The sequence below is a fragment of the Legionella hackeliae genome (assembly GCF_000953655.1).
Classification (GTDB): Bacteria; Pseudomonadota; Gammaproteobacteria; order Legionellales; family Legionellaceae; genus Tatlockia; species Tatlockia hackeliae.
In genome coordinates, this window is record NZ_LN681225.1 from 712,074 (window position 1) to 733,904 (window position 21,831).

The following is a 21,831-nucleotide window of genomic DNA, read 5'->3' on the forward strand; positions in this document are numbered from 1 at the left end:
TTGACACTATTTTAGGAAAATAATGAATAAAAATAATCTGCCTATTGGTGTTTTTGATTCTGGAATGGGTGGTTTAACAGTGCTTCGTGCACTTAAAACCACTTTGGCTAAAGAGTCATTTATTTACCTGGGAGATACGGCGCGCCTACCCTATGGTACAAAAAGCCCTGATACTGTCCAGCAATATGCGGTACAGATGGCTCGAGTATTAGTGGAACGACAAATTAAAGCGCTGGTGATTGCCTGTAATACTGCAACAACGGCAGCTCTCCCCCATTTGCAGGCGATGCTTCCTGATATTCCTGTTATCGGTGTAGTCGCTCCTGGGGCGTCTGCTGTAGTGGCTGCTACTAAAAATCATCGTGTGGCTGTTTTAGCAACAGAAACAACCATTGCTTCTAATGCCTATCAACGTCTAATATCCGAAAAGCTGCCTCATGCAACAATTAGTGCACGAGCATGCAGTGTGCTAGTGGCTTTAGCCGAGGAAGGCATGACCGATAATGCGATTGCTCGGGAAGCGTTAAAGCATTATTTGTCTGAATTTGGCGAAGAAGATACTTTACTTTTAGGATGTACCCATTTTCCGGTGTTTAAATCCTTACTGCAAACACTTTTACCCAAAGGGGTGACAATTGTTGACTCTGCAGAAGCCACTGCAAAAGCCTTGCATAAGGTGCTAGCCGAGACCGATTTATTCAACACAGCATCAACAACCACTGTCCAATACCTGGTAACTGACTCAATTAAGCGTTTTCAGGCTGTGGGAAAAATTTTCCTTGGGGAACCCTTGTCTCAGGAGCAAATTGAGCTCGTTGATGCCTGTGCGTTGACTTAAGCTGGTTTTAGTCCTCAACCACAATTTTCTTTTTTTGTGCGGATTGATAACGTGCGTGCATTTCCACGTCAATATAGCGGTCGGTTGTGGCACTTGAACTATGGCCCGCATCATCGCGTACATGCTCTCGAGGACGCATTTTTACATCTTCGGAGATGCCTGTATGCCGTAGCCAATGTACTGTTGCTGCGGTTAAATTATCTGCTTCTTCCTGGCGATTATTTCGTCGTAAATAATCAACAGCATGGTCAAAACAAAGCTGCACCAGACGCCTTATTGGCGCGGTATCGCTCATAGGACCTGTTCCGCGAATTTTGGGGATTAACGGAGAATTATCAGCAGGGGAAGGTAAGGGTGTTAACCCTAAAAACTGGCGCCAACGCATTAGACTTTCAAGCATGGCTTCGCTAACAGCAACCTGTCGTTCCTTATTACCTTTGCCTACGGTGGTAAACCACCAGTGACCATTGGAGTCTTTAGCAAAATCATTCATTGTCGGAATCCAGCGCTCACTTGCCGCTAACTCGGAAATACGCAAGTACATGCCAAATAGCATGCTAAGTATGAAGCGAGTGCGTTCGTGTTTTTCTGGATTTTCCTGGGCTAGCTTTTCTGCGGCCTCTAAAACAGCATCCCATTGATCTAAACTTAAACGGCGAATGGGGGCGTTGCCTTGCCGTTTGCGCACGAATTTACTTTTTTGCCGGATTAACGCGACAGGATTGGATACTAAATATTCTTCAGCGATTAAAAAGTTAAAATAGGTACTTAAGATGGCAAATATTTCCTGGACAGCACCTTGTGACAAACTGAATTGTTCGATTGACGGGGTAGTTCCCAACTTTCTTTCTGCTTTACTTACATTAACTACAAAAGGACGCCAATTCTCATTCGGCTGGCGCTTACCCTCTTTTTCAATAAAGCGGGGGACTTTTTTTAAACTGATCCAGCTTTGAGGAGGATTTTGACAAAAGCGTACATATTGCTCTATGTCGTCACGTTTTAACTCGCAAAGTGTCGTTTTTTTAATGTGCCAGCACCACTGCAGCAGACGCTCAGCTTCACGGCGGTAACTGTTAAATGTTCCAAGGCTACCCACATAGCTCTTCAAAAAATTTAAACTATGGGTAAAATCTTTTTGAAAACGGGAATCAGGCAACAAAACATTGTCTGCGTTTTTATGAAGATGATCCATATTGTCAAAAATGGGTAGCAAGTAAGATTTCATAGTACTAAAAATAAAATTACGATTTTTTATGCTAACTAAAAAAAAATAAAGCAGCAATCATAGAATTTTGACTATCGTTGCAGTGAGCGGATTTGTGTTCAGGAATAATTTGGTTGAGCTATTATTGTTAGTAGTACGCTTCACACTAAAATACCAACGTACCGTGGTTTATTCACGGCATCTATGCTAAATAATAAATTCTTCGAAAAAAAATTAATTGCTTGGGTTATTGACCTGCAGCTCGGCTACGAGTATTATCTGCGCTCTGTCCTTGGGGACGGGTAAAAACGGGGTGTAGCGCAGCCTGGTAGCGCGTCTGCTTTGGGAGCAGAATGTCGGGGGTTCGAATCCCTCCACCCCGACCAAGTTTTTAAATTTGCGCCCGTAGCTCATCTGGATAGAGCATCGGCCTTCTAAGCCGAGGGTAGCAGGTTCGAATCCTGCCGGGCGTGCCAGCCACGTGCAGAATTCCTTTAAATTAGTAGTGTATTGCTATGGTGAGCGTAGCTCAGTTGGTAGAGCCCCGGGTTGTGATCCCGGTTGTCGTGGGTTCGAGTCCCATCGTTCACCCCATGTTCAGTATCATCCAAAATGTAATTAAGGTTCTTACTCAGGTAGAAGACAATGCATTTTGGAATAAAAAAAGCCATATAAGCTTAAGATCCATTCTGAGTCTTTACAATAATGGCTTACTGTTTGATAATTCCACCCTGTTTGCGAAAGTGGCGGAACTGGTAGACGCGCTGGATTTAGGTTCCAGTGGGGTAACCCGTGAGAGTTCGAGTCTCTCCTTTCGCACCATTTCATGATAATTTCCAAGAGGTGACTTAGATGCAAGTTTCTGTTGAGACCTTGAAAGGTTTGGAACGTAAGTTAACAATTTCGGTACCTACCGAAAAAGTAGAGGAAGAGGTGAGCCTGCGTCTCAGAAATCTTGCTCGCAAAGCGAAAGTCGATGGTTTTCGTCCTGGTAAAGTTCCAATGAATGTTGTCAAAAGTCGCTTTTCTGATAGCGTACGCGAAGATGTCGCTAGAGAAATGGTGCAATCTACGTTATATGAAGCTCTGCAAGATAAAAATTTAGTGCCCGCTGGTTCACCAATGGTAGAGCCTGAACAAGTAGAATCTGGCAAAGATTTTATCTATACAGCAACATTTGAAGTATTTCCGGAAATAACCATTACCGAACTTGATAACGATAAGATCGAAGTGACTAAAGCTCAAGTAACCGATAAAGATGTCGATGAGATGATCGAAAAATTACGTGAGCAAGCTAAAGAGTGGTCAGAAGTATCACGTGCTGTAGCTAAAGACGATAAAGCCGTTATCGATTTCCAAGGATTTTTGGGCGACAAGGCTTTCGAAGGCGGTAGCGCTGAAGGTTATGAAATTGTTGTGGGTTCTGGCTCAATGATTCCTGGTTTCGAAGATGGATTAATTGGTGCGAAGAAAGGTAAACCGTTCGAAATTAAAGTAACCTTCCCAGAAGATTATGGTCATAAAGATTTAGCAGGCAAAGAGGCAACCTTCAAAATCACTGTCCAAAAAGTTATGGAAGGTAAATTAGCCGAATTGAATGATGCTTTCGCTGAAAAATTTAATATCAAAGAAGGTGGTATCGAAGCTCTGAAAAAAGATATTAAAGAAAATATGGAGCGTGAATTAGAGCGTCGTGTTAGTTCAATGAATCGTGAGAAAATCTTCGATAAATTGATGGCAGTTAACACCTTTGACTTACCTAACGCTTTGATCGATAAAGAAATAGAACATTTGAAGCATGACATGTATCATCGTCTTTTCGGTCATGAGCATTCAGATAATGAGCAAATACCTGATTTTCCTAGAGCATTATTTGAAGAACAAGCAAAACGCCGTGTTCATTTAGGGCTGCTCTTTTCTGAATATGTTAAAAAGCATGAGCTTGTTGCTGATAAAGCACGAGTGGATGCTATGATTGAAAAGTTTGCCAGTGCTTACGAAAAACCAGAAGAACTCCGTGCTTGGTACCAAAGCAGCAAAGAGCGTCTGGCTGAAATCGAAGCATTAGTAATGGAAGAAATGGTTGCTGAGAAAATCAGTGAAAATGCGAAGCTTGTCGAGAAAAAAATGAGTTACGAGGAAGTAATGAATCCTAAGAAAGAGACAGCCAAAGAGGGAGCATAATAGTATGGCGGCCTATTCAGAGAACTTGATAAGAAATGCCAGTGGATTGGTGCCTATGGTCGTTGAGCAAACCTCTCGCGGTGAGCGCTCGTATGACATATACTCAAGGCTTTTGAAAGAACGTATCATTTTTTTGCTGGGTGAAGTTGAAGATCATATGGCGAACCTGGTTGTGGCTCAGCTCCTTTTTCTGGAGTCTGAGAACCCTGATAAGGATATTTCGCTTTACATTAACTCACCAGGCGGCGTAGTAACAGCAGGACTTGCTATCTACGATACGATACAATTTATCAAACCTGATGTTAGTACCTTGTGTATTGGTCAAGCAGCAAGTGCTGCAGCACTATTACTTTGTGCTGGTGCTGAAGGTAAACGATTCTGCTTGCCAAATTCTCGGGTAATGATTCATCAACCGTTGGGTGGCTACAGAGGGCAGGCTACTGATATTGAAATTCATGCACGTGAAACCTTGGCGGTTCGCGAGCGTTTAAACAATATTATGGCAGCACATACTAATAAAACACCCGATCAAATTATGCGTGATACAGAGCGTGATAATTTTATGAGTGCCCAACAAGCTGTTGAATATGGTTTGGTAGATAAAGTTCTCCACAGCCGCGATACATTAGCTGAAACCAAATAATTGTTAGTTTGCCGGTTATTTTTCAATAACTGGCAAATTTTTATTTGGCGTTATTTATTCAATTGTCTAAAATTTTACTAAGGCTTGTGCTTAAAGTTGCAATAAAAGGGAAATGTAGAAAATTGGAGCACGGATAGTCAAAAGCAAATAGTCACGCTATTGAGTCATTCCTGTTCCAGCCAATTTTCTCCATATATCTCGAAGGCTTTAGGGACAAACCTTCAAGATTACCACTGCTTTTGGTAACAGTAAGAAAGGGGTTTGTAGATGAGTAAAACCGGTAACGGCGATGGTGATAAGGTCTTGTATTGTTCATTCTGTGGAAAGAGCCAGCATGAAGTAAAAAAATTAATTGCAGGTCCCTCTGTATTTGTCTGCGATGAATGCGTTGAGCTTTGCAATGACATTATTCGTGAAGAAACTCAAGAAACCCAGGAAAGTACAGAGACTCGATTACCTACACCCAAAGAAATCGCCAATTTTCTAGATGAATATGTGATAGGGCAGCCTCACGCGAAAAAAGTACTTTCCGTGGCTGTGTACAATCATTACAAACGATTACACCATAAAACTGAAGATGGTATTGAATTAGGTAAAAGTAATATTTTACTGATTGGTCCGACTGGTAGTGGTAAAACATTGCTAGCGCAAACGTTAGCGCGGATCCTGAATGTACCTTTCACTATGGCTGATGCTACTACATTAACCGAAGCCGGTTACGTAGGTGAAGACGTCGAGAATATTATTCAAAAATTATTACAAAAATGTGATTATGACGTTGATAAAGCACAACAAGGTATCGTTTATATTGATGAAATCGATAAAATTTCACGCAAATCAGATAATCCATCGATTACACGCGATGTTTCGGGTGAAGGTGTGCAGCAAGCTCTGCTTAAACTCATTGAAGGAACAATTGCCTCTGTTCCGCCTCAAGGTGGCCGCAAGCATCCTCAACAGGAGTTTTTGCAAGTCGATACTTCAAATATCTTATTTATCTGTGGTGGTGCTTTCGCAGGTCTTGATAAGGTCATCCGAGAACGCAGTGATAAATCTGGCATCGGATTTTCTGCCGAATTGAAAAAGAAAAAAGACAGCCAGGATATGGAAAAAGTATTGGATGCTCTTGAATCTGAAGACCTAGTCAAATATGGCCTGATTCCTGAGTTTGTAGGACGTTTACCGGTTGTTACTACATTACACGAACTCAATGAAGACGCCTTAATTGACATCCTCACTAAACCCAAAAATGCACTGACTAAACAATTTCATGCACTATTTAAAATGGAAGGGGTTGAGCTGGAATTCCGAGAGGAAGCCTTGCATCTGATTGCTAAGAAGGCCCTGGATAGAAAAATTGGTGCTCGTGGTTTGCGTGCTATCCTTGAAAATATACTTTTAGACACCATGTATGAATTACCTTCAATGGAAGATGTTAATAAAGTCGTTATTGATGAAAATGTAATCAATAACACTGGAAAACCCATTCTTATTTACGAAGGTGAAGAAAGCAAACAATCTGCTGCTGGTGGAAGAGAATAAGAAAGTATTAGCAGCGCTGCCCTACATATTCGGCTAAACTGGTAGGGCAGTCTTAGTTTCTATTGACTATTCAACTAAAGCGGCTGTGCTTTTTCTCATAGGATTATCGTTTGAATAAGGGCTTATTATGTCTAGCGAAAGCGAAAATGAATTCATGTCAGATGAAAATGAAGAAGTGACGTCATTATTACCCGTACTACCGCTGCGTGATGTCGTTGTTTATCCGCATATGGTTATTCCTTTGTTTGTCGGGCGGGAAAAATCAATTAAAGCCCTGGAAGCTGCTATGGTGGATAATAAGCAGATCTTCCTTGTCGCGCAAAAAAAATCTTCTCATGATGATCCCGGAGCAGAAGATATTTATACTGTAGGTACTATTTCAAGTGTTCTGCAATTGTTAAAACTACCTGATGGAACCGTGAAAGTTCTGGTTGAAGGTGAACAACGAGCCAAAGTAAAAGAATATGTTAATGAAAGAGGTTTTCTTGAAGCATCTTTGGAAGGCATTGAAGAAATAAACGAGCAAATGCAGCAGCAGGAAGTAGAAATTCTGATGCGCTCTTTAATGTCTCAATTTGAGCAATACATAAAACTCAATAAGAAAATTCCCCCTGAAGTATTAAGTTCATTAGCCAGTATCGAAGAACCAGGACGTCTGGCAGATACTATAGCTGCTCATCTGTCATTAAAGGTCGATGATAAGCAGGAATTGCTTGAAATCCTCGATGTTGGTATCCGTCTTGAACGTCTAATGGCTGCAATAGAAGGAGAAATTGATTTACTCCATGTAGAGAAACGTGTTCGTGGTCGCGTAAAACGCCAAATGGAAAAAAGCCAACGCGAATATTATCTCAATGAACAAATGAAGGCGATTCAAAAAGAACTGGGAGATCTCAGTGAAGAAGGTAATGAGATTGAACAGTTAGAAGGCTCTATTAATAAGGCAGGCATGCCCAAAGAAGCCAGAGAGAAAGCACTTTCAGAATTGCAAAAATTAAAAATGATGTCGCCTATGTCGGCTGAGGCAACTGTTATCCGAAATTATCTGGATTGGATGTTGTCAGTTCCATGGAAGCGAAAAAATAAGATTCAATTTGATTTAAGCAAAGCAGAGCGTCTGCTTGACAAAGAACACTATGGGCTTGAAAAAGTTAAAGAACGAATTCTTGAGTATTTAGCAGTTCAGCAGCGCGTAAAACGCTTGAAAGGTCCCATTCTCTGTTTAGTTGGACCTCCTGGGGTTGGTAAAACATCGTTAGGTCAATCAATTGCTAACGCAACCGGTAGAACCTTTATTCGAATTGCCTTAGGGGGTGTCCGCGATGAAGCAGAAATTCGTGGTCATCGACGTACTTATATTGGCTCTATGCCGGGAAAAATTATCCAGAAATTATGCAAAGCAGGGGTAAAAAATCCACTTATTATGTTGGACGAGGTGGATAAGATGGCTATGGATTTCCGTGGTGATCCTGCTTCAGCCTTATTAGAGGTTCTGGATCCCGAGCAAAATCATACGTTTAGCGATCATTATCTTGAGGTGGATTACGACTTAAGTGATGTAATGTTTATTGCGACAGCAAATTCCTTGGAAATTCCTGCGCCATTGCTTGACCGAATGGAAGTTATTCGTCTACCGGGATATACAGAAGATGAGAAGATTCATATTGCAGAGACCTATTTGGTTCCAAAACAATTGGTCTTGAATGGTTTGAAGGCCAATGAAATAAACATTGCTGAAAGCGGTGTGCGTGAAATTATTCGCCATTACACCCGTGAAGCAGGGGTCCGTAACCTGGAAAGGGATATTGCAAGTATTTGCCGTAAGGTTGTGAAGGAAATATTAACAGGTAAACGTGTGAAAAAAGTAACAGTCACGCGCAATAATATCGAAAAGTACTTAGGTGTTAAGAAATTCCGTTATGGTCTTGCTGAAGAGTTTGATCAAGTAGGGCAAGTAACTGGCTTAGCCTGGACCAGTGTGGGCGGGGAACTTTTAACCATTGAAGCATCCATGATGCCAGGTAAGGGCAAAACCACGCATACCGGTCAGTTAGGTGAGGTAATGCAAGAATCCATTCATGCCGCAATGACCGTGGTTAGAAGTCGGGCAAAATCGCTGAATTTACCTGATGATTTCTATGATAAGAATGATTTCCACGTGCATGTGCCTGAAGGTGCAACGCCTAAAGATGGTCCTAGTGCTGGTATTGGAATGTGTACGGCGTTAGTCTCAGTGCTGACACAAATTCCTGTGCGTGCAGATGTTGCTATGACGGGTGAAATTACCTTAAGAGGACAAGTGCTTCCTATTGGTGGTCTTAAAGAGAAGCTTTTGGCTGCGCATCGTGGTGGAATTAAGCACGTCATTATTCCTGAAGAAAATCGTAAGGACCTTGAAGAAATTCCTGATAATGTCTTAAAGAAACTCACAATACATCCTGTGAAGACAATTGAACAAGTATTAGAGCTTGCTTTACAGCGTAATCCGGTCATAAATGCACCAACTCCTACCCACTCTGAGGTAATTCCGAGCAAAAATTCAAAAAAAATTAAAAATAAGGATTTACATGCCCATTAATACCGGGTATATTTCACTCCGTTGCCCGCTACTGGCGGGCGATGCAAGGATGTGACTGCTTGACTGGGGCTGATGATTCTGATTTAATCGCCACGGGTAAGGAAAGAATAACTGATAGGGGAAAAGATGAATAAGAGTGAATTAATTGAAGCAATTGCAAATGGTTCTGGCGTAACTAAAGCAGACGCTAGTCGAGTTCTCGATACTTTTATGACAACCGTGACCGACGCCTTAAGAAGCGGTGACCAAGTTGTATTGCCAGGTTTCGGTTCTTTTTCCACTGGTAACCGTTCTGCGCGTACTGGTAGAAATCCGCAGACTGGTGAAACCATTGAAATTAAAGCTTCAAGAGTAGCTAAGTTTAAAGCTGGTAAATCACTTAAAGAAGCTGTACAAGAAGCGTAAGTTTTTTGGGTGCTTAGCTCAGCTGGGAGAGCATCGCCCTTACAAGGCGAGGGTCGCAGGTTCGATCCCTGCAGCACCCACCAAGAAATGGAGTGGTAGTTCAGTTGGTTAGAATACCGGCCTGTCACGCCGGGGGTCGCGGGTTCGAGCCCCGTCCACTCCGCCAGATTAACGCGCCGTATGGCGCGTTTTTTTTACCAGTCAAATTTTGAATCTAAGATTCTGTTGCAAATTACCCTATTTATGGAACACCAATCATGTTGCAGAAGCTGAACGAACGCATACAAGGCCTTGTGGCCTGGATAGTCATTATTCTTATTGCTATTACTTTCACACTTTTTGGCGTTGACTATTATATGCAATCACATCAAGCCTCCAACGCTGTTGTTGAGGTAAATGGACAGCCTATTTCAGCACAAGCCTTTGAAGTTAATTACCGCAGAGCACGTCAGCAGCGTGATGCTGCCCAAATGACTGCTGCAAGTGAAAAAGCCTTAAAAAAAGAAGTCTTGGAAGATATGATTGTTAATGAGGTTTCTGTACAGGCAGCCAAAGATAATGGCTTTGATGTAAGTGTAGAACAAGCGAATGCGGCAATCTTAAGTATTCCGCAATTTCAGGAAGATGGTCATTTTTCTGCCGCACGCTACCAGCAAGCACTAAGCGGTGCGATGTTTACGCCAGAGTCTTTTCAAAAAGAAGTAAAACAAGGCATGCTGCTTAATCAACAACGTTTTGCATTCATGGGCAGTGCCTTTGCATTACCGAATGAAATTAAACGTTTTGTAAAACTCTACATGCAAACTCGAGATTATGATTACTTACAAATTCCAATCTCTTTGTTTATGAGCAACAGTCAAGTTTCTGATGAAGCAATTAATGAGTATTATCAGAAGCATCAAAAAGAATTTATTGCACCCGAAAAAGTGTCGATTGAGTATGTGCGTCTGTCCATGCAGCAATTAAGAGAACAGATTAAAATAAGCGATGACGAATTGAAACGTTATTACGATGAAAATCAAAGCAGTTTTTTAACACCAGCTCAATGGCAAGTGGCTCACATTCTTTTTGCAGTTCCTGACGATGCATCGGCAGAAACCGAAGAGCAAGTTAAACAAAAAGCTGATGAAGCTTATCAAAGCCTGCAAAACAATCCTGCTCAGTTTGAAGAGTGGGCTAAAACAAAATCTGATGACAAACTGGCTGCGATGAATAATGGCGCTCTTCCCTGGTTAGTTGCTGGACATAGTGAATTTGACAAGGAGTTGGCAAAATTAACTACAAAAGGTCAAATTTCGCCGCCTATCAAATCAGCGCACGGCTATGAGATTTTTAAACTTATAGATTACAAACCTGCAACTATAAAACCTCTTGCTAACGTGCAATCAGAAATCAAAGATCAGTTATTAGGTGAGCTTTCTCAAACCAAATATGCTCAAGCCTTAGAACAGCTAAGTGATCTGAGTTACCAATCACCTGATTCGTTACAACCTGTTGCAGATGCTTTGAATTTAACCATTGAAAAAGCAGCTCCTTTTCCCAGACGTGGAGGAGATGAGGCGTTAACTAAAAATAAAGAAGTAGTAAATGCTGCTTTTAGCCACGATGTTCTTGAATTTGGTAATAACAGTGAACCCATTCAATTAGACAATGACAGTGTGATTGTATTACGTGTTGATAAACACCTTCCTGCTACACAAAAAACACTGGCTGAGGTTAAGGGCTACATTACCAAAAAGCTAGCGATAAGAAATGCAGAACAATTTGCTAAAAAATTAGGTGAAACCTTCTTATCGGCAAAAACAGATCCTGCTGCACAGAAAAAAATATTGGAAACTAACCAATTACAATGGCATCAAGTTGAGCAAGCCATGCGAGATACTGACAAAGCTGATCCAGCGATTAATGATTTAGCGTTCAGTTTGGCACGTACCAATACTCAACAAGGACGAAGTTTGAAGAACGGCGATTTTGTTATTGTTCATCTCAAAAAAATAAACAATGGCCAATATAAATCGTTGGATAAAGAGCAACAAGCAAGCTTGGCACAGCAAATTGAATCCAATTATGGTGTAATGGATTACGATTTATATGTAAAAAGTTTGTTGAATAAAGCAGAAATTAATAGACATTAAAACAAGAAGGAACAATGCAAAAAGGCATTGTTCCTTTGACTCTAAGCAAATTCTCTTACCTTACCCAGACAAAGATTGTATTAATAGTACTGTTCATACATCCATTCTTTCTTTAGACCTTAAGCTTATGGTAGTCTCTACGCCTAATTTTAATTTATCTCATTTAATATGCAAAAAACGTCCTATCTGAATTCTCAACCACAGGTGTTTATTTGTTTTTCTATCGTTATTGCCTTGCTAATAATGGCGCGCCTGTTTCTATGTAACTCTACTCTTGGTCTGGATGAAGCAGAGCAAATTGTTTTTGCTCAGAAACTCTCAGCAGGCTATCCCTCACAGCCGCCATTGTACACATGGCTACAGTACTTGATTTTTCAAGGCTTAGGGGTAAGTTTACTGAGTGTAGCATTTTTAAAATACAGTCTGTTACTTCTATCGTTTTATGTCTATCACCAAATTTGTCGACTATATTGTCAAGACTCCCTCCTAGCATGGTGTGCAACACTGTCATGGGCATTGATTCCCAACATCAGTTATGATCTGTTACCGCATCGAACTCATGCAATTTTAGCACTATTAGCGGCCTGTTTGACGTGGTATTGGCTAATTAAACCCACACAATTAGGAAAAGGGATTTGGTCATTGATTTATGGACTAATTATAAGTATTGGCTTATTGTCTAAATTTAACTATTTTATCTTTCTGGCAGTTTTTGTATTAACGGCACTATCCATTAAAGAATATCGATCTAGGCTTATTGGCTGGCATATTCTAGTTACTATTGCGGTTGCTCTGGCAATAACAAGTCCATATTGGCTATGGCTTGCTGATAATGCGAAAATGGGCTTATATTCATCCTATAAGCTAGCAATTCCTGGCAAAAATCAATGGCATGGAATAGGGCGATTATTAGAGGCTTCTGCCTGCTTTATTATTCCCTTGATTTTAATTCGCATTTTTTTCCCTGTATCAAGAACAAATTTTACAGCGACTGCCCAAAATCAGCTTGTGCGGCGTTATCATATGTTAGTCATTCCATTTCTACTGTTAGTGGTGATTGGTGGAAAAGTTCACAACGTTAAAACGCATTGGGTTCTACCCTTATTTTTCATGGCTCCAATAGGATTGCTTGTCCTGGTTAATCAGAAAAATTATATAGTACGCCACGCCAAGCGCTATTTAGGGATATGCTTTATTGTGCAGTTGGCATTAATAAGTTTATGGGTTCTTCGCACTCCCTATCTTGCTCAATTCCCATTAAAGCAATTTGTTGATGATATAAGAAATGAACGTCATCAAGTGTCTGCAATTATTTCTGATTCGCACTGGTTATTGGGAAGTTTAATGTTATCTTTTCCCAATCATCAGGGAATTCTAATACATCCTGTGAAACCTATTGCTTTACCTGCAGGTGATTTATTGTTTATTTGGGAGGGCGAGCAAATGCCCTGGTGGATTAATAGTCTTGCCTCAGCGGCTCCAAATGCAATGAGTAGAGCGATTACTACGCGAAATACGAAAGCCGCGATAAGCTATCGATATCGCTTACAGGCGTAGAACTGTACTAACGTTCCGTTATTGCGAGCCGGCGAGGTATCGAGTTGGATTACTTCGCTAAGCTCGCAATGACTGGATTTTTGTTATCAGGGACTTTCAGGATTTACATCTCCATGGATCTTGCGGACACGACTCGGGACGTGGGCTTCAACACTAGGCTTATCCTGACGAGCCTCGGGACTTCAAGAGAATTGCAACACCCTAGGGTAAGTTATGCTGATGTTTAAGAGACTTGATACTTTCACTGATTAGTTGAGTGAGCCAAATTACGCCATCATCGTACTGACTCTTGCTATGTCTCACAAGAAAAATAGGAGTTGGTTCCAGGTCAAAGGGTAATGGTTGCATTCCTAGCGAGAATTGTTTGGAAAAAATGTTGATTAAAAAGCTAGGGGCTGAAGCAATAACCTTATTAGATCGTGCTACAGCGAAAATTGCGGGCAAGATATTGTTCACAAAGAGTATATCATTGCGAATCATTTTTCGTTTGAGCAAATACTCCGCTGAATGACTAAATCTTTCTTCATTGAAACTAAAAGCAATATGCTTGCTTGATAGATAAGACTCTAATGATAAGGGTTTATTTATAATTGGATTGCTTTTACTCGCAAAACAAATGATTTCCTCTTCATACATTTTTTCTGCCTTTAGATGTGGAGAGAGGGTAGGTTCATCAATAGCGCCAATTGCAATATCAATATTATTTTCAACAAATATCAACGGATCATCGGCTAGGGCTTTAATACTGGTTTCAATGACAATATGGGGGTAGTTTTCAAGATGCGAAATTAATTCTGGAAGCAAGACTAATTCTACATAATCAGGCAAAGCAACTCTAAACGTTCTTTTGGTTTTTGCTGGATTGAATTTTTCCTTAGGATGCAAAATATTGCTGAACCCTAACATTATTTCTTCTAATTGCGGTTGTAGTTCTTGGGCTTTGGGGGAAAGAACGTATTGCCCTTTGTTTGGAATTAATAGAGGATCTTGAAATAAATCCCTAAGTTGCTTTAGTGAAGTACTCATAGCTGGTTGGCTAACGAAAACTTTAGCCGCCGCCGCGCTCACATTCTTTTCTTTTAATAATGCATCTAAATGCAACATTAAATTTAAATTAATTTTTTTAAATGAATTCACGTTTTCTCTACCAAGAGAGTCTTCTATTTGATTCTAGCATAATTTATTTTTATGCCGAGTGATTAGACTACTGCAAAAAACCGCGGACAATGCCGCGGTAAAGATACGATAGGAATTAAAAATTAGTCTAAATCAGTCATAGATACAGCATGATACCCTGCGTCTACATGGATAACTTCTGCCGTAATCCCTGAAGCGAGATCTGAACATAAAAAGGCTGCTGTATTACCTACTTCATCCGCTGTGACATTACGCTTTAAAGGCGTTGAATTAGCATAGACAGATTGCATCTTGCGAAAATCCTTAATGCCTGCTGCTGCAAGCGTTTTAATAGGACCTGCAGAGATAGCATTTACGCGGATTCCTTTAGGACCTAAGCTCGCTGCAAGATAACGTACAGAGGCTTCCAAACTTGCTTTTGCAATACCCATCACGTTGTAGTTGGGAACTGCTTTCTCAGCGCCGTAATAGCTTAATGTTAAAATAGAGCCTTGGGTATCTTGCATCATAGGTTGGGCTGCTTTAGCTAAAGCTACCAAGCTGTAGGCACTAATGTCATGGGCAATACGAAAACCTTCACGATTAACACTGTCAACAAAATCCCCACTGATTTGATCGGCAGGAGCAAAGGCAACAGAATGGATTACGATATCCAATTTGTCCCAATGTCGGTTTAGTTGCTCAAACACAGCTTGAATTTCAACATCACTGGCTACATCACAAGGGAACGTTAAATTTGAATTAAATTCGGCTGCCATGGTTTCAACTCGACTTTGCAGCTTTTCATTTTGATAGGTGAAGGCAAGTTCGGCACCTTGCTCGTGGAAAGCCTTGGCAATCCCATAGGCAATGGAGCGATTACTAGCAAGACCAACGATTAACGCTTTTTTCCCAGTTAAAAATCCCACATTACTCTCCTCAATTTGTAGAAGTAGTTATTCCGTTATGGAGCGATTGTTACTTCTATCTTGCATAAAACCAATACGTGCAACCCATATAATGAAAACTACACTTGGTCTGCAGATAAACTATTCTTATGGGTTGCAAGCAGTTCACGCATCTTTGCTTGAATCATATCTATAGCAATACGATTTTCGCCACCACGAGGAACGATAATATCTGCATAACGGCTCGATGGTTCAATAAATTGAAAATACATAGGCCTGACTGTTGTTTCATATTGATGAACAACAGATTCAAAAGAACGGTGGCGCTCAACAACATCACGCTTTAATCGGCGTGTTAGGCAGACATCTAAAGGTGTGGACATAAAAATACGAATATCCATTATCTCTCTTAATGTTTTGTCACTAAAAAGCAGAATACCTTCCAAAACAATAATGGCATGTTGGCCGATATGACGTGTTTCTGGTAAGCGGATATGCTTGGAATGTGAATAAATGGGGATATCAACTGATTTTCCTTGTTGCAAACTGCGTAAATGTTGACACAACAAAGCATGATCAAAGGCATCAGGATGGTCGTAGTTAATTTTTTCTCGTTCAGCAAAGGGAAGATGACTATTGTCTTTGTAGTAGGCATCTTCAGAGATTACTACAACCTGCTCAGAGCCTAATTCATTAACAATAGTATTGGCTAAAAGACTTTTACCTGAAGCAGAGGGACCGGAAATTCCGATAATAATAGCTTTTTTACTCATGATTCTATCATTCAAAATTTTGTGCAAATGGTAAGGGTTTATAAGGATAAATTCAATCCAAAAATACAACTAATCCCATTATTATCACGGTTTTGTCGCAATGGGTTCAAATTTATCGTTCTCGCTGCCGTTTCAACAATACATAAAGTGCTCCACTTCCTCCATCCCGCCCTAAAGCGCTATAAAATGCTAAAACTTGGGGAAATTGACGTAGCCAGTGATTCACTAAATTTTTAAGTATAGGTGGCTCGCCATTATAACTACCTTTCCCATGAATTATTAACAAACAACGATGAGTTAATGCGGTTTGTTCAAAAATGTAATTAATTAATGCGTCTTTGGCTGCTTCGGGTCTTAAACCGTGTAAGTCTAAACGTGATTCCCATTTGATTTGGCCACTTTTCAATTCGCGAAATCGCTTATGAGGTATACTAGGACTCGAGTAAGAAAGGAGCGTGTTAGCTTGCACTTCATCCGTATAATAATCGGACAAATAAATCTCAGGGTCATTTTGGGGACGAAACACGTCTTGCGATTTAGCGGCAGGAACGCGGGGCTTTTCGGCGATAAAATCAACTTTTTTATTGTATTGCAATGGTTTTACATCGCCTGCCATTTTACGAAAAAGGGCTTTATCTTCATCGGATAAGAAATCATCAGACATACGTAACTTCAATATTTATAAGTAATTAGATTATAGTCACTCTTTGAGTTTCGATTAAAGACTTACAACGACAGGCTCATCGTTAAGGACAAATGCTCTAAACTCAAGTACAATTTGTGATAATTATGGACACTGTCTTTAAAAAGGGCAATTCGAAATCAAGGTTAATTATGAGCGTTTCTTATAAAACGGCTACGGCTGAATTTACGACAATTATAGACTTTCTTCGTTTTGGTTTAAGTCAGGCAACTGCCAATAATCTATATTTTGGCCATGGTACCGATAATGCCTGGGATGATATTTTTTCCTTAATCTTGGAAAGTTTACACTTACCTTTGGACGTCGACCCCATGGTTTTTCAGGCTCGACTGAGTCCTGAAGAAAAACAACTGCTTGTAAAGCAGCTTTCACGACGTATTCATGACAAAGTCCCTGTACCGTATTTAACGAACAAGGCATTTTTTTGCGAATTACCCTTCTATGTGGATGAGCGTGTGTTAATTCCACGTTCTCCCATTGCTGAACTAATTAAACAGCAGTTTGCGCCTTGGGTTGTTGCTGAGCGGGTACATCGTGTTTTGGATTTATGTACAGGTAGTGGTTGTATCGCCATTGCTTGTAGTTATGCCTTTCCCAATGCTGTGGTTGATGCTGTCGACATTTCGGCTGACGCATTGGCTGTTGCCGCTATTAATTGTGGGCGTCATGATGTTGAAGAGACTGTTAATCTTATTGAGTCAGACTGTTGGAACAAAGTACCTCAAGTGCGCTACGATTTAATTGTCTCTAATCCGCCTTATGTAGGTTCAGAAGAGATGCAAACATTACCTGAAGAATATTATCATGAACCTAAACTTGCTTTAGAATCGGCGAATAACGGCTTGGCAATTGTTGAAAAAATTTTGGCAAAAGCCCATGATTATTTAACGGAAGAAGGTATTTTAGTGGTTGAAGTTGGTAATAGTGACCAAGCCTTAGAAGAAGCATTTCCCAATGTGCCTTTTACTTGGTTAGAATTCGAACACGGTGGACATGGGGTCTTTCTGCTAACTAGTCAACAGTTGAAAACCCATTTTTCGCCCCAAGGTAATTAACCTATGAGTGGAAACACATTTGGTAAGTTGTTTACAGTGACAAGCTTCGGTGAAAGTCATGGGCCTGCTTTGGGGTGTGTCGTCGATGGTTGTCCACCTGGATTAGCTTTGACGGCAGAAGATATTCAGCCTTTTCTTGATAAGCGTAAACCCGGCCAGTCGAAATATACGACACAACGGCGTGAAGAGGATAAAATACAGATTCTTTCCGGCGTTTTCGAAGGAATCACAACAGGAACACCGATTGCACTTTTAATTTATAATAGTGATCAGCGTTCGAGTGATTATGACGATATTAAAGATTTATTTCGTCCAGGTCATGCGGATTTTACCTATCATCATAAATACGGACATCGAGATTATCGAGGAGGAGGGCGTTCTTCTGCTCGCGAGACTGTAGCACGTGTAGCAGCAGGCGCAATTGCGAGACTCTACTTACACCAATGCTTAGGGCTCGAAATTAGAGGTTACTTACAGCAGATGGGAGTCATTACAATCGATTTTGTGGATGAAGCCTTTATCGATACAAATCCTTTCTTTTGCCCCAATGAACATCAAATACAAGATTTAGCGACTTATATTGATGAATTACGACGACAAGGGGATTCAATCGGTGCAAGGGTAAATGTTCTTGCTCGTAATGTACCGGTAGGGTTAGGGGACCCAGTTTTTGATAAGCTTGATGCAACACTTGCCTATGCCATGATGTCAATCAATGCGGTTAAAGGAGTAGAAATAGGAGCGGGTTTTAACGCGGTGGAACAATTAGGTAGTGAACATCGTGATGAAATGAGTAAGGCAGGTTTTTTAACCAATAATGCTGGAGGGATCCTTGGCGGTATTTCAACGGGACAAACTCTAGAGGTAAGTATTGCCCTAAAGCCTACTTCAAGCATTATAAAACCTGGAAAAACCATTAATACTCAGGGCAATGAGGTTACAGTAGTGACGAAAGGGCGTCATGATCCTTGTGTGGGAATAAGAGCAGTGCCCATTGCCGAAGCGATGATGGCTTTGGTGTTAATGGATCATTACTTAAGACATAAAGCACAAAACCAATAAATTAATTAGAGGTGAGTTGATATTTCATCTTAAAGTCCAAGTCCCGCGGCTTGTAGGGTGATTTGTTAACAGACTCGAGTGTTTATGCCCAGTAAGGGCAGTTATAATAAGAGGACTAGCAATGAATAGACGTTTAAATATCGCCATCGTTGGTGCTACAGGGGCTGTAGGTGAAACGTTATTAACAGTACTGGAAGAGCGCGATTTCCCAGTGGATAATCTTTATCCTTTGGCAAGCTCACGCTCTGTTGGGAAGACGGTAATGTTCAATAACACCCAGTTAGACGTGGAGGATTTAGCTAAATTTGATTTTAATAAGGCGGATATCGCTTTATTTTCGGCGGGTGGAAGTGTTTCTAAAGAGTATGCACCCAAGGCTGCTGCTGCTGGCTGTATTGTTGTTGATAACACATCCTGTTTCCGCTATGACGATGATATCCCTTTAGTGGTCCCAGAGGTAAATGCGCATCGTATAAGTGATTATAAAAATCGCGGCATTATTGCTAATCCCAATTGTTCCACCATCCAAATGGTCGTGGCATTAAAGCCTTTGCACGATGCAGTGGGGATAAGTCGTATTAATGTAGCCACCTATCAAGCCGTATCTGGTACCGGCAAAAAAGCAATCAGTGAATTAATCACCCAGATTGGTGAACTGCTAAATGGTAGACCTATTAAGTCATCCGTTTATCCAAAGCAAATTGCATTTAATGTGTTGCCGCATATTGATGAGTTCCAGGACAATGGTTACACCCGTGAAGAGATGAAAATGGTTTGGGAAACAAAAAAAATAATGGAAGATGATTCTATTTTAGTAAATCCTACAACTGTGCGTGTACCAGTTCTTTATGGACACTCCGAAGCAATTCATTTGGAGTTAAAGACTCCAATGACAGCGGCAGAAGCGCGCAAACTTTTGAGTAAGGCGCCTGGTGTAAAAGTAGTCGATGATCTTAATAAGATACAGTACCCGACGCCAATAACTCACGCTATTGGGCATGATGAAGTATTTATTGGGCGCATTCGCCAGGATATTTCTCATCCTAATGGTTTAAACTTATGGGTAGTAGCTGACAATATCCGTAAAGGTGCGGCTACTAATGCGGTGCAGATTGCTGAAATTCTGCAGAGAGAATATTTATAATTTATACTAGTTGTTATGCCTGACCCAAAAAAACCAGACAGTACTGCTGTGTCATCCTGGCCTCCTCATTCCAAAGAGGGGGAGCGCTCCATTTTGTTTGAAGAAACTCGCTCTATGGAGCGACAAAGACGCATTGCGGAACAACAGCAGCATAGCAAATTAGCAAGAGTAAATGCTCGTGAGCATGGTGATGAGGATAATGCACCTCGTTCACCTGAAGAAGCAATGGAAAACGGTATTATGCAGCATCCATATTTGGATTCGCAGCGTAATGACGGCATTGATCCCGGGTTAAATCCTGAACCGCCGTTAAGCACAGACGCGCGTCGTGAATATGATAATGAGCGACGGGAGCAGGAGATGGAAAAACAATTACGATTGGGTAATATGCCAAAGTTTCGAACAGATCCTCAATTCAAGCCATAGGATTTTAAATGACCATTGCCAATGATATTATCAGTTGCCGTATGCCTGATTTTGACTTCTATGTACGTCAAGGTGAATCATTGGATGATATTGATGAGTACGGTTTTACTCCCCTTATTGAATGCGCGATCACGCGACAACCTCAAATTGCTGAACAATTAATTGCCCGTGGTGCGAATGTTAACAAAGCGGATGTCACTGGCCGCACACCACTTCATTGGGCAGTAGATAACAATGACCTTGAAATGTCTCGCTTGTTGTTAGAGCATGGAGCAAATGCGAATGCTTATACCACTGCGGGTTTATCCATTTTAGTTTATCCAGTTTTAAGAGGGCAGGATTCACTGAAGCATCTTTTATATCAACATGGTGCCAAGCTTGATTTTGCCCTGGATTTTATCAATGGTAAATTATTGGGACATCGTTTTGAACTGACAGGTGATGTGGATATAGTCAATGCGCAAGGAGAGTTTATTGAGCTTGATTATGAAGGCTTTATATTAGAATTCACTGTGGCCGTGGTGAAAGATTCATTACGACGCTTTACCAGCAGTTATTCCACACGTCATCTTCGCAGCCGTTTCCCTTATCTGTATCAAATTATGGACGCTTTTGGTGTCGCTGCAGAACTACTGCAATTTCAGCAGCACAATTTATTGACCGATAAACATCGGCAACGCCTGGCTCAGCTAGTGAGTTCACCCATGTTAATTTTACCAGCAGCCAGTCGCGGACATGCGCTTGGTTTTGTTCGTTATAATCAATGGTGGGCAAAGATTGATAGGGGAGAAAACAGTCTTACCGAAGGCAGTGTTAATATTTACTATATCACTCGGCCTGAGCTGATTAATCTCAATTTTTTACTTGAATTCCTTTATAAAAAACAAAGTCGCCGCTATTTTCATGAAATCATTAACCAAAAATTGGGTTTACAACAGGTTTTACAGTTACCGATTAGTTCACAGATTGCTGGTAATTGTTCTTGGGCGAATATTCAAGCAATAGTGCCTGCTGCCTATGCATTACAAGAATTAAGCGCAATCCCAATTGAAGAATTTAATCCAAATATCTCTAAAAATCTTTATGATATCTGGGTTGAGTGGGATAAGGACAGAGCGTTAGATGAGTGTATTCACCGATTTTATTTAGCAAATCCCGTTAGAAAAGCCAGCTTTGCCTCGATGCTTGCCGCAGTTTTATTCCAGGCATGTGATTATAATAATTCACATCATGTTGAGCGTGCCGAAAAAATTCTTACCATTCTGACCTTGCCCGAATATTATTACATTCTTTACAGTTATCTAGAGGAGTATTGTATAAAACGTTTGACCCGCAGAGGGAATAATTTATTAAAATTACTCGATGATTGCGGTTTTAATCCTAACATTGGTATTACTCCAATCGCTACCGGTTTAAAAGATAGAACATAAATCTGTAAACACTCGAACTGCGTAGGATGAATCTATCTAATCTTGGATTGCTTCACTGCGTTTACAATGAGTTGCCTGCTTTGTGAAGTAACATTTGTCATTGCAAAAGGTGAAGCAATCCATTA

General features: G+C 40.7%; 18 protein-coding genes and 6 tRNA genes. 19 read left to right on the top strand and 5 right to left on the bottom strand.

Annotated features, from left to right (window positions below; genetic code table 11):
• Positions 1 to 22 precede the first annotated feature (22 nt).
• A complete protein-coding gene (gene murI / locus LHA_RS03270) occupies positions 23 to 838 on the top strand; it encodes a glutamate racemase (RefSeq protein WP_045105266.1) in 816 nt (271 codons plus the stop codon).
• Positions 839 to 845: 7 nt separating this feature from the next.
• Here the strand turns inward: murI and LHA_RS03275 are convergent, their stop codons facing one another.
• A complete protein-coding gene (locus LHA_RS03275) occupies positions 846 to 2,066 on the bottom strand; it encodes a tyrosine-type recombinase/integrase (protein ID WP_045105267.1) in 1,221 nt (406 codons plus the stop codon).
• 288 nt (positions 2,067 to 2,354) lie between these two features.
• On the opposite strand from LHA_RS03275, the gene LHA_RS03280 reads away from it, so the two are divergent.
• From LHA_RS03280 to LHA_RS03345, 13 genes are all read left to right on the top strand, one after another.
• Positions 2,355 to 2,431, top strand: a tRNA-Pro gene (locus LHA_RS03280).
• Positions 2,432 to 2,444: 13 nt separating this feature from the next.
• Positions 2,445 to 2,521: transfer RNA gene (locus LHA_RS03285), tRNA-Arg, on the top strand.
• A 42-nt stretch (positions 2,522 to 2,563) separates the two neighbouring features.
• Positions 2,564 to 2,639: transfer RNA gene (locus LHA_RS03290), tRNA-His, on the top strand.
• A gap of 143 nt (positions 2,640 to 2,782) precedes the next feature.
• Positions 2,783 to 2,867 (top strand) — tRNA-Leu (locus tag LHA_RS03295).
• Positions 2,868 to 2,897: 30 nt separating this feature from the next.
• The gene (tig, locus tag LHA_RS03300; RefSeq protein WP_045105268.1) at positions 2,898 to 4,229 is read left to right on the top strand and encodes a trigger factor; all 1,332 of its coding nucleotides are present in this window, start codon (positions 2,898 to 2,900) and stop codon (positions 4,227 to 4,229) included.
• Between the two features lie 4 nt (positions 4,230 to 4,233).
• On the top strand, positions 4,234 to 4,872 hold the full coding sequence (clpP, locus tag LHA_RS03305; protein ID WP_045105269.1) for an ATP-dependent Clp endopeptidase proteolytic subunit ClpP: 639 nt from the start codon (positions 4,234 to 4,236) through the stop codon (positions 4,870 to 4,872).
• A gap of 267 nt (positions 4,873 to 5,139) precedes the next feature.
• Positions 5,140 to 6,414 carry an ATP-dependent Clp protease ATP-binding subunit ClpX gene (clpX, locus tag LHA_RS03310; protein ID WP_045105270.1) on the top strand — a complete coding sequence of 425 codons (1,275 nt, stop codon included), beginning with the start codon at positions 5,140 to 5,142 and terminating at the stop codon, positions 6,412 to 6,414.
• Between the two features lie 127 nt (positions 6,415 to 6,541).
• A complete protein-coding gene (gene lon, locus LHA_RS03315; protein ID WP_045105271.1) occupies positions 6,542 to 8,992 on the top strand; it encodes an endopeptidase La in 2,451 nt (816 codons plus the stop codon).
• Positions 8,993 to 9,118: 126 nt separating this feature from the next.
• A complete protein-coding gene (locus LHA_RS03320; RefSeq protein ID WP_045105272.1) occupies positions 9,119 to 9,397 on the top strand; it encodes an HU family DNA-binding protein in 279 nt (92 codons plus the stop codon).
• A gap of 7 nt (positions 9,398 to 9,404) precedes the next feature.
• Positions 9,405 to 9,480 (top strand) — tRNA-Val (locus LHA_RS03325).
• A 6-nt stretch (positions 9,481 to 9,486) separates the two neighbouring features.
• Positions 9,487 to 9,563, top strand: a tRNA-Asp gene (locus tag LHA_RS03330).
• Between the two features lie 91 nt (positions 9,564 to 9,654).
• Complete coding sequence (locus LHA_RS03335; protein ID WP_045105273.1) at positions 9,655 to 11,532, top strand: SurA N-terminal domain-containing protein; 1,878 nt, start codon at positions 9,655 to 9,657, stop codon at positions 11,530 to 11,532.
• A 168-nt stretch (positions 11,533 to 11,700) separates the two neighbouring features.
• Positions 11,701 to 13,089, top strand: coding sequence for a glycosyltransferase family 39 protein (locus LHA_RS03345; RefSeq protein ID WP_082060274.1), 1,389 nt, complete (start codon positions 11,701 to 11,703; stop codon positions 13,087 to 13,089).
• A 201-nt stretch (positions 13,090 to 13,290) separates the two neighbouring features.
• On the opposite strand, the gene lelA is transcribed toward LHA_RS03345, so the two are convergent.
• The 4 genes from lelA to LHA_RS03365 all read right to left on the bottom strand — a co-directional run bounded on the left by lelA (position 13,291) and on the right by LHA_RS03365 (position 16,550).
• Positions 13,291 to 14,226, bottom strand: coding sequence for a LysR family transcriptional regulator LelA (lelA, locus tag LHA_RS03350; RefSeq protein WP_231861968.1), 936 nt, complete (start codon positions 14,224 to 14,226; stop codon positions 13,291 to 13,293).
• Between the two features lie 122 nt (positions 14,227 to 14,348).
• The gene (locus LHA_RS03355; protein ID WP_045105276.1) at positions 14,349 to 15,134 is read right to left on the bottom strand and encodes an enoyl-ACP reductase FabI; all 786 of its coding nucleotides are present in this window, start codon (positions 15,132 to 15,134) and stop codon (positions 14,349 to 14,351) included.
• A 98-nt stretch (positions 15,135 to 15,232) separates the two neighbouring features.
• Complete coding sequence (gene udk, locus LHA_RS03360; protein ID WP_045105277.1) at positions 15,233 to 15,886, bottom strand: uridine kinase; 654 nt, start codon at positions 15,884 to 15,886, stop codon at positions 15,233 to 15,235.
• A 112-nt stretch (positions 15,887 to 15,998) separates the two neighbouring features.
• Positions 15,999 to 16,550, bottom strand: a complete 552-nt coding sequence (locus tag LHA_RS03365; RefSeq protein WP_045105278.1) for a Smr/MutS family protein — start codon at positions 16,548 to 16,550, stop codon at positions 15,999 to 16,001.
• A 170-nt stretch (positions 16,551 to 16,720) separates the two neighbouring features.
• On the opposite strand from LHA_RS03365, the gene prmB reads away from it, so the two are divergent.
• The 5 genes from prmB (at position 16,721) to ankH (ending at position 21,706) form a co-directional block, all read left to right on the top strand.
• A complete protein-coding gene (prmB, locus tag LHA_RS03370; RefSeq protein ID WP_045105279.1) occupies positions 16,721 to 17,644 on the top strand; it encodes a 50S ribosomal protein L3 N(5)-glutamine methyltransferase in 924 nt (307 codons plus the stop codon).
• 3 nt (positions 17,645 to 17,647) lie between these two features.
• Entirely contained in the window at positions 17,648 to 18,706 is a 1,059-nt protein-coding gene (gene aroC / locus LHA_RS03375; RefSeq protein ID WP_045105280.1) for a chorismate synthase, read from the top strand.
• Between the two features lie 121 nt (positions 18,707 to 18,827).
• Positions 18,828 to 19,850 (top strand): aspartate-semialdehyde dehydrogenase, encoded by a 1,023-nt coding sequence (locus tag LHA_RS03380; RefSeq protein WP_045105281.1) that lies wholly within the window; start codon positions 18,828 to 18,830, stop codon positions 19,848 to 19,850.
• Between the two features lie 15 nt (positions 19,851 to 19,865).
• Entirely contained in the window at positions 19,866 to 20,276 is a 411-nt protein-coding gene (locus tag LHA_RS03385; protein WP_052673570.1) for a hypothetical protein, read from the top strand.
• A gap of 8 nt (positions 20,277 to 20,284) precedes the next feature.
• Positions 20,285 to 21,706 carry a Dot/Icm T4SS effector AnkH/LegA3 gene (ankH, locus tag LHA_RS03390; RefSeq protein ID WP_045105282.1) on the top strand — a complete coding sequence of 474 codons (1,422 nt, stop codon included), beginning with the start codon at positions 20,285 to 20,287 and terminating at the stop codon, positions 21,704 to 21,706.
• Positions 21,707 to 21,831: the final 125 nt, after the last annotated feature.

Coding starts and splice junctions, on each gene's coding strand:
- LHA_RS03380 (WP_045105281.1), top strand. CDS start 18,828: ATGAATAGACGTTTAAATATCGCCATCGTTGGTGCTACAGGGGCTGTA.
- LHA_RS03365 (WP_045105278.1), bottom strand. CDS start 16,550: ATGTCTGATGATTTCTTATCCGATGAAGATAAAGCCCTTTTTCGTAAA.
- LHA_RS03320 (WP_045105272.1), top strand. CDS start 9,119: ATGAATAAGAGTGAATTAATTGAAGCAATTGCAAATGGTTCTGGCGTA.
- LHA_RS03335 (WP_045105273.1), top strand. CDS start 9,655: ATGTTGCAGAAGCTGAACGAACGCATACAAGGCCTTGTGGCCTGGATA.
- clpX (WP_045105270.1), top strand. CDS start 5,140: ATGAGTAAAACCGGTAACGGCGATGGTGATAAGGTCTTGTATTGTTCA.
- LHA_RS03385 (WP_052673570.1), top strand. CDS start 19,866: ATGCCTGACCCAAAAAAACCAGACAGTACTGCTGTGTCATCCTGGCCT.
- clpP (WP_045105269.1), top strand. CDS start 4,234: ATGGCGGCCTATTCAGAGAACTTGATAAGAAATGCCAGTGGATTGGTG.
- tig (WP_045105268.1), top strand. CDS start 2,898: ATGCAAGTTTCTGTTGAGACCTTGAAAGGTTTGGAACGTAAGTTAACA.
- LHA_RS03275 (WP_045105267.1), bottom strand. CDS start 2,066: ATGAAATCTTACTTGCTACCCATTTTTGACAATATGGATCATCTTCAT.
- ankH (WP_045105282.1), top strand. CDS start 20,285: ATGACCATTGCCAATGATATTATCAGTTGCCGTATGCCTGATTTTGAC.
- aroC (WP_045105280.1), top strand. CDS start 17,648: ATGAGTGGAAACACATTTGGTAAGTTGTTTACAGTGACAAGCTTCGGT.
- prmB (WP_045105279.1), top strand. CDS start 16,721: ATGAGCGTTTCTTATAAAACGGCTACGGCTGAATTTACGACAATTATA.
- LHA_RS03345 (WP_082060274.1), top strand. CDS start 11,701: ATGCAAAAAACGTCCTATCTGAATTCTCAACCACAGGTGTTTATTTGT.
- lon (WP_045105271.1), top strand. CDS start 6,542: ATGTCTAGCGAAAGCGAAAATGAATTCATGTCAGATGAAAATGAAGAA.
- udk (WP_045105277.1), bottom strand. CDS start 15,886: ATGAGTAAAAAAGCTATTATTATCGGAATTTCCGGTCCCTCTGCTTCA.
- murI (WP_045105266.1), top strand. CDS start 23: ATGAATAAAAATAATCTGCCTATTGGTGTTTTTGATTCTGGAATGGGT.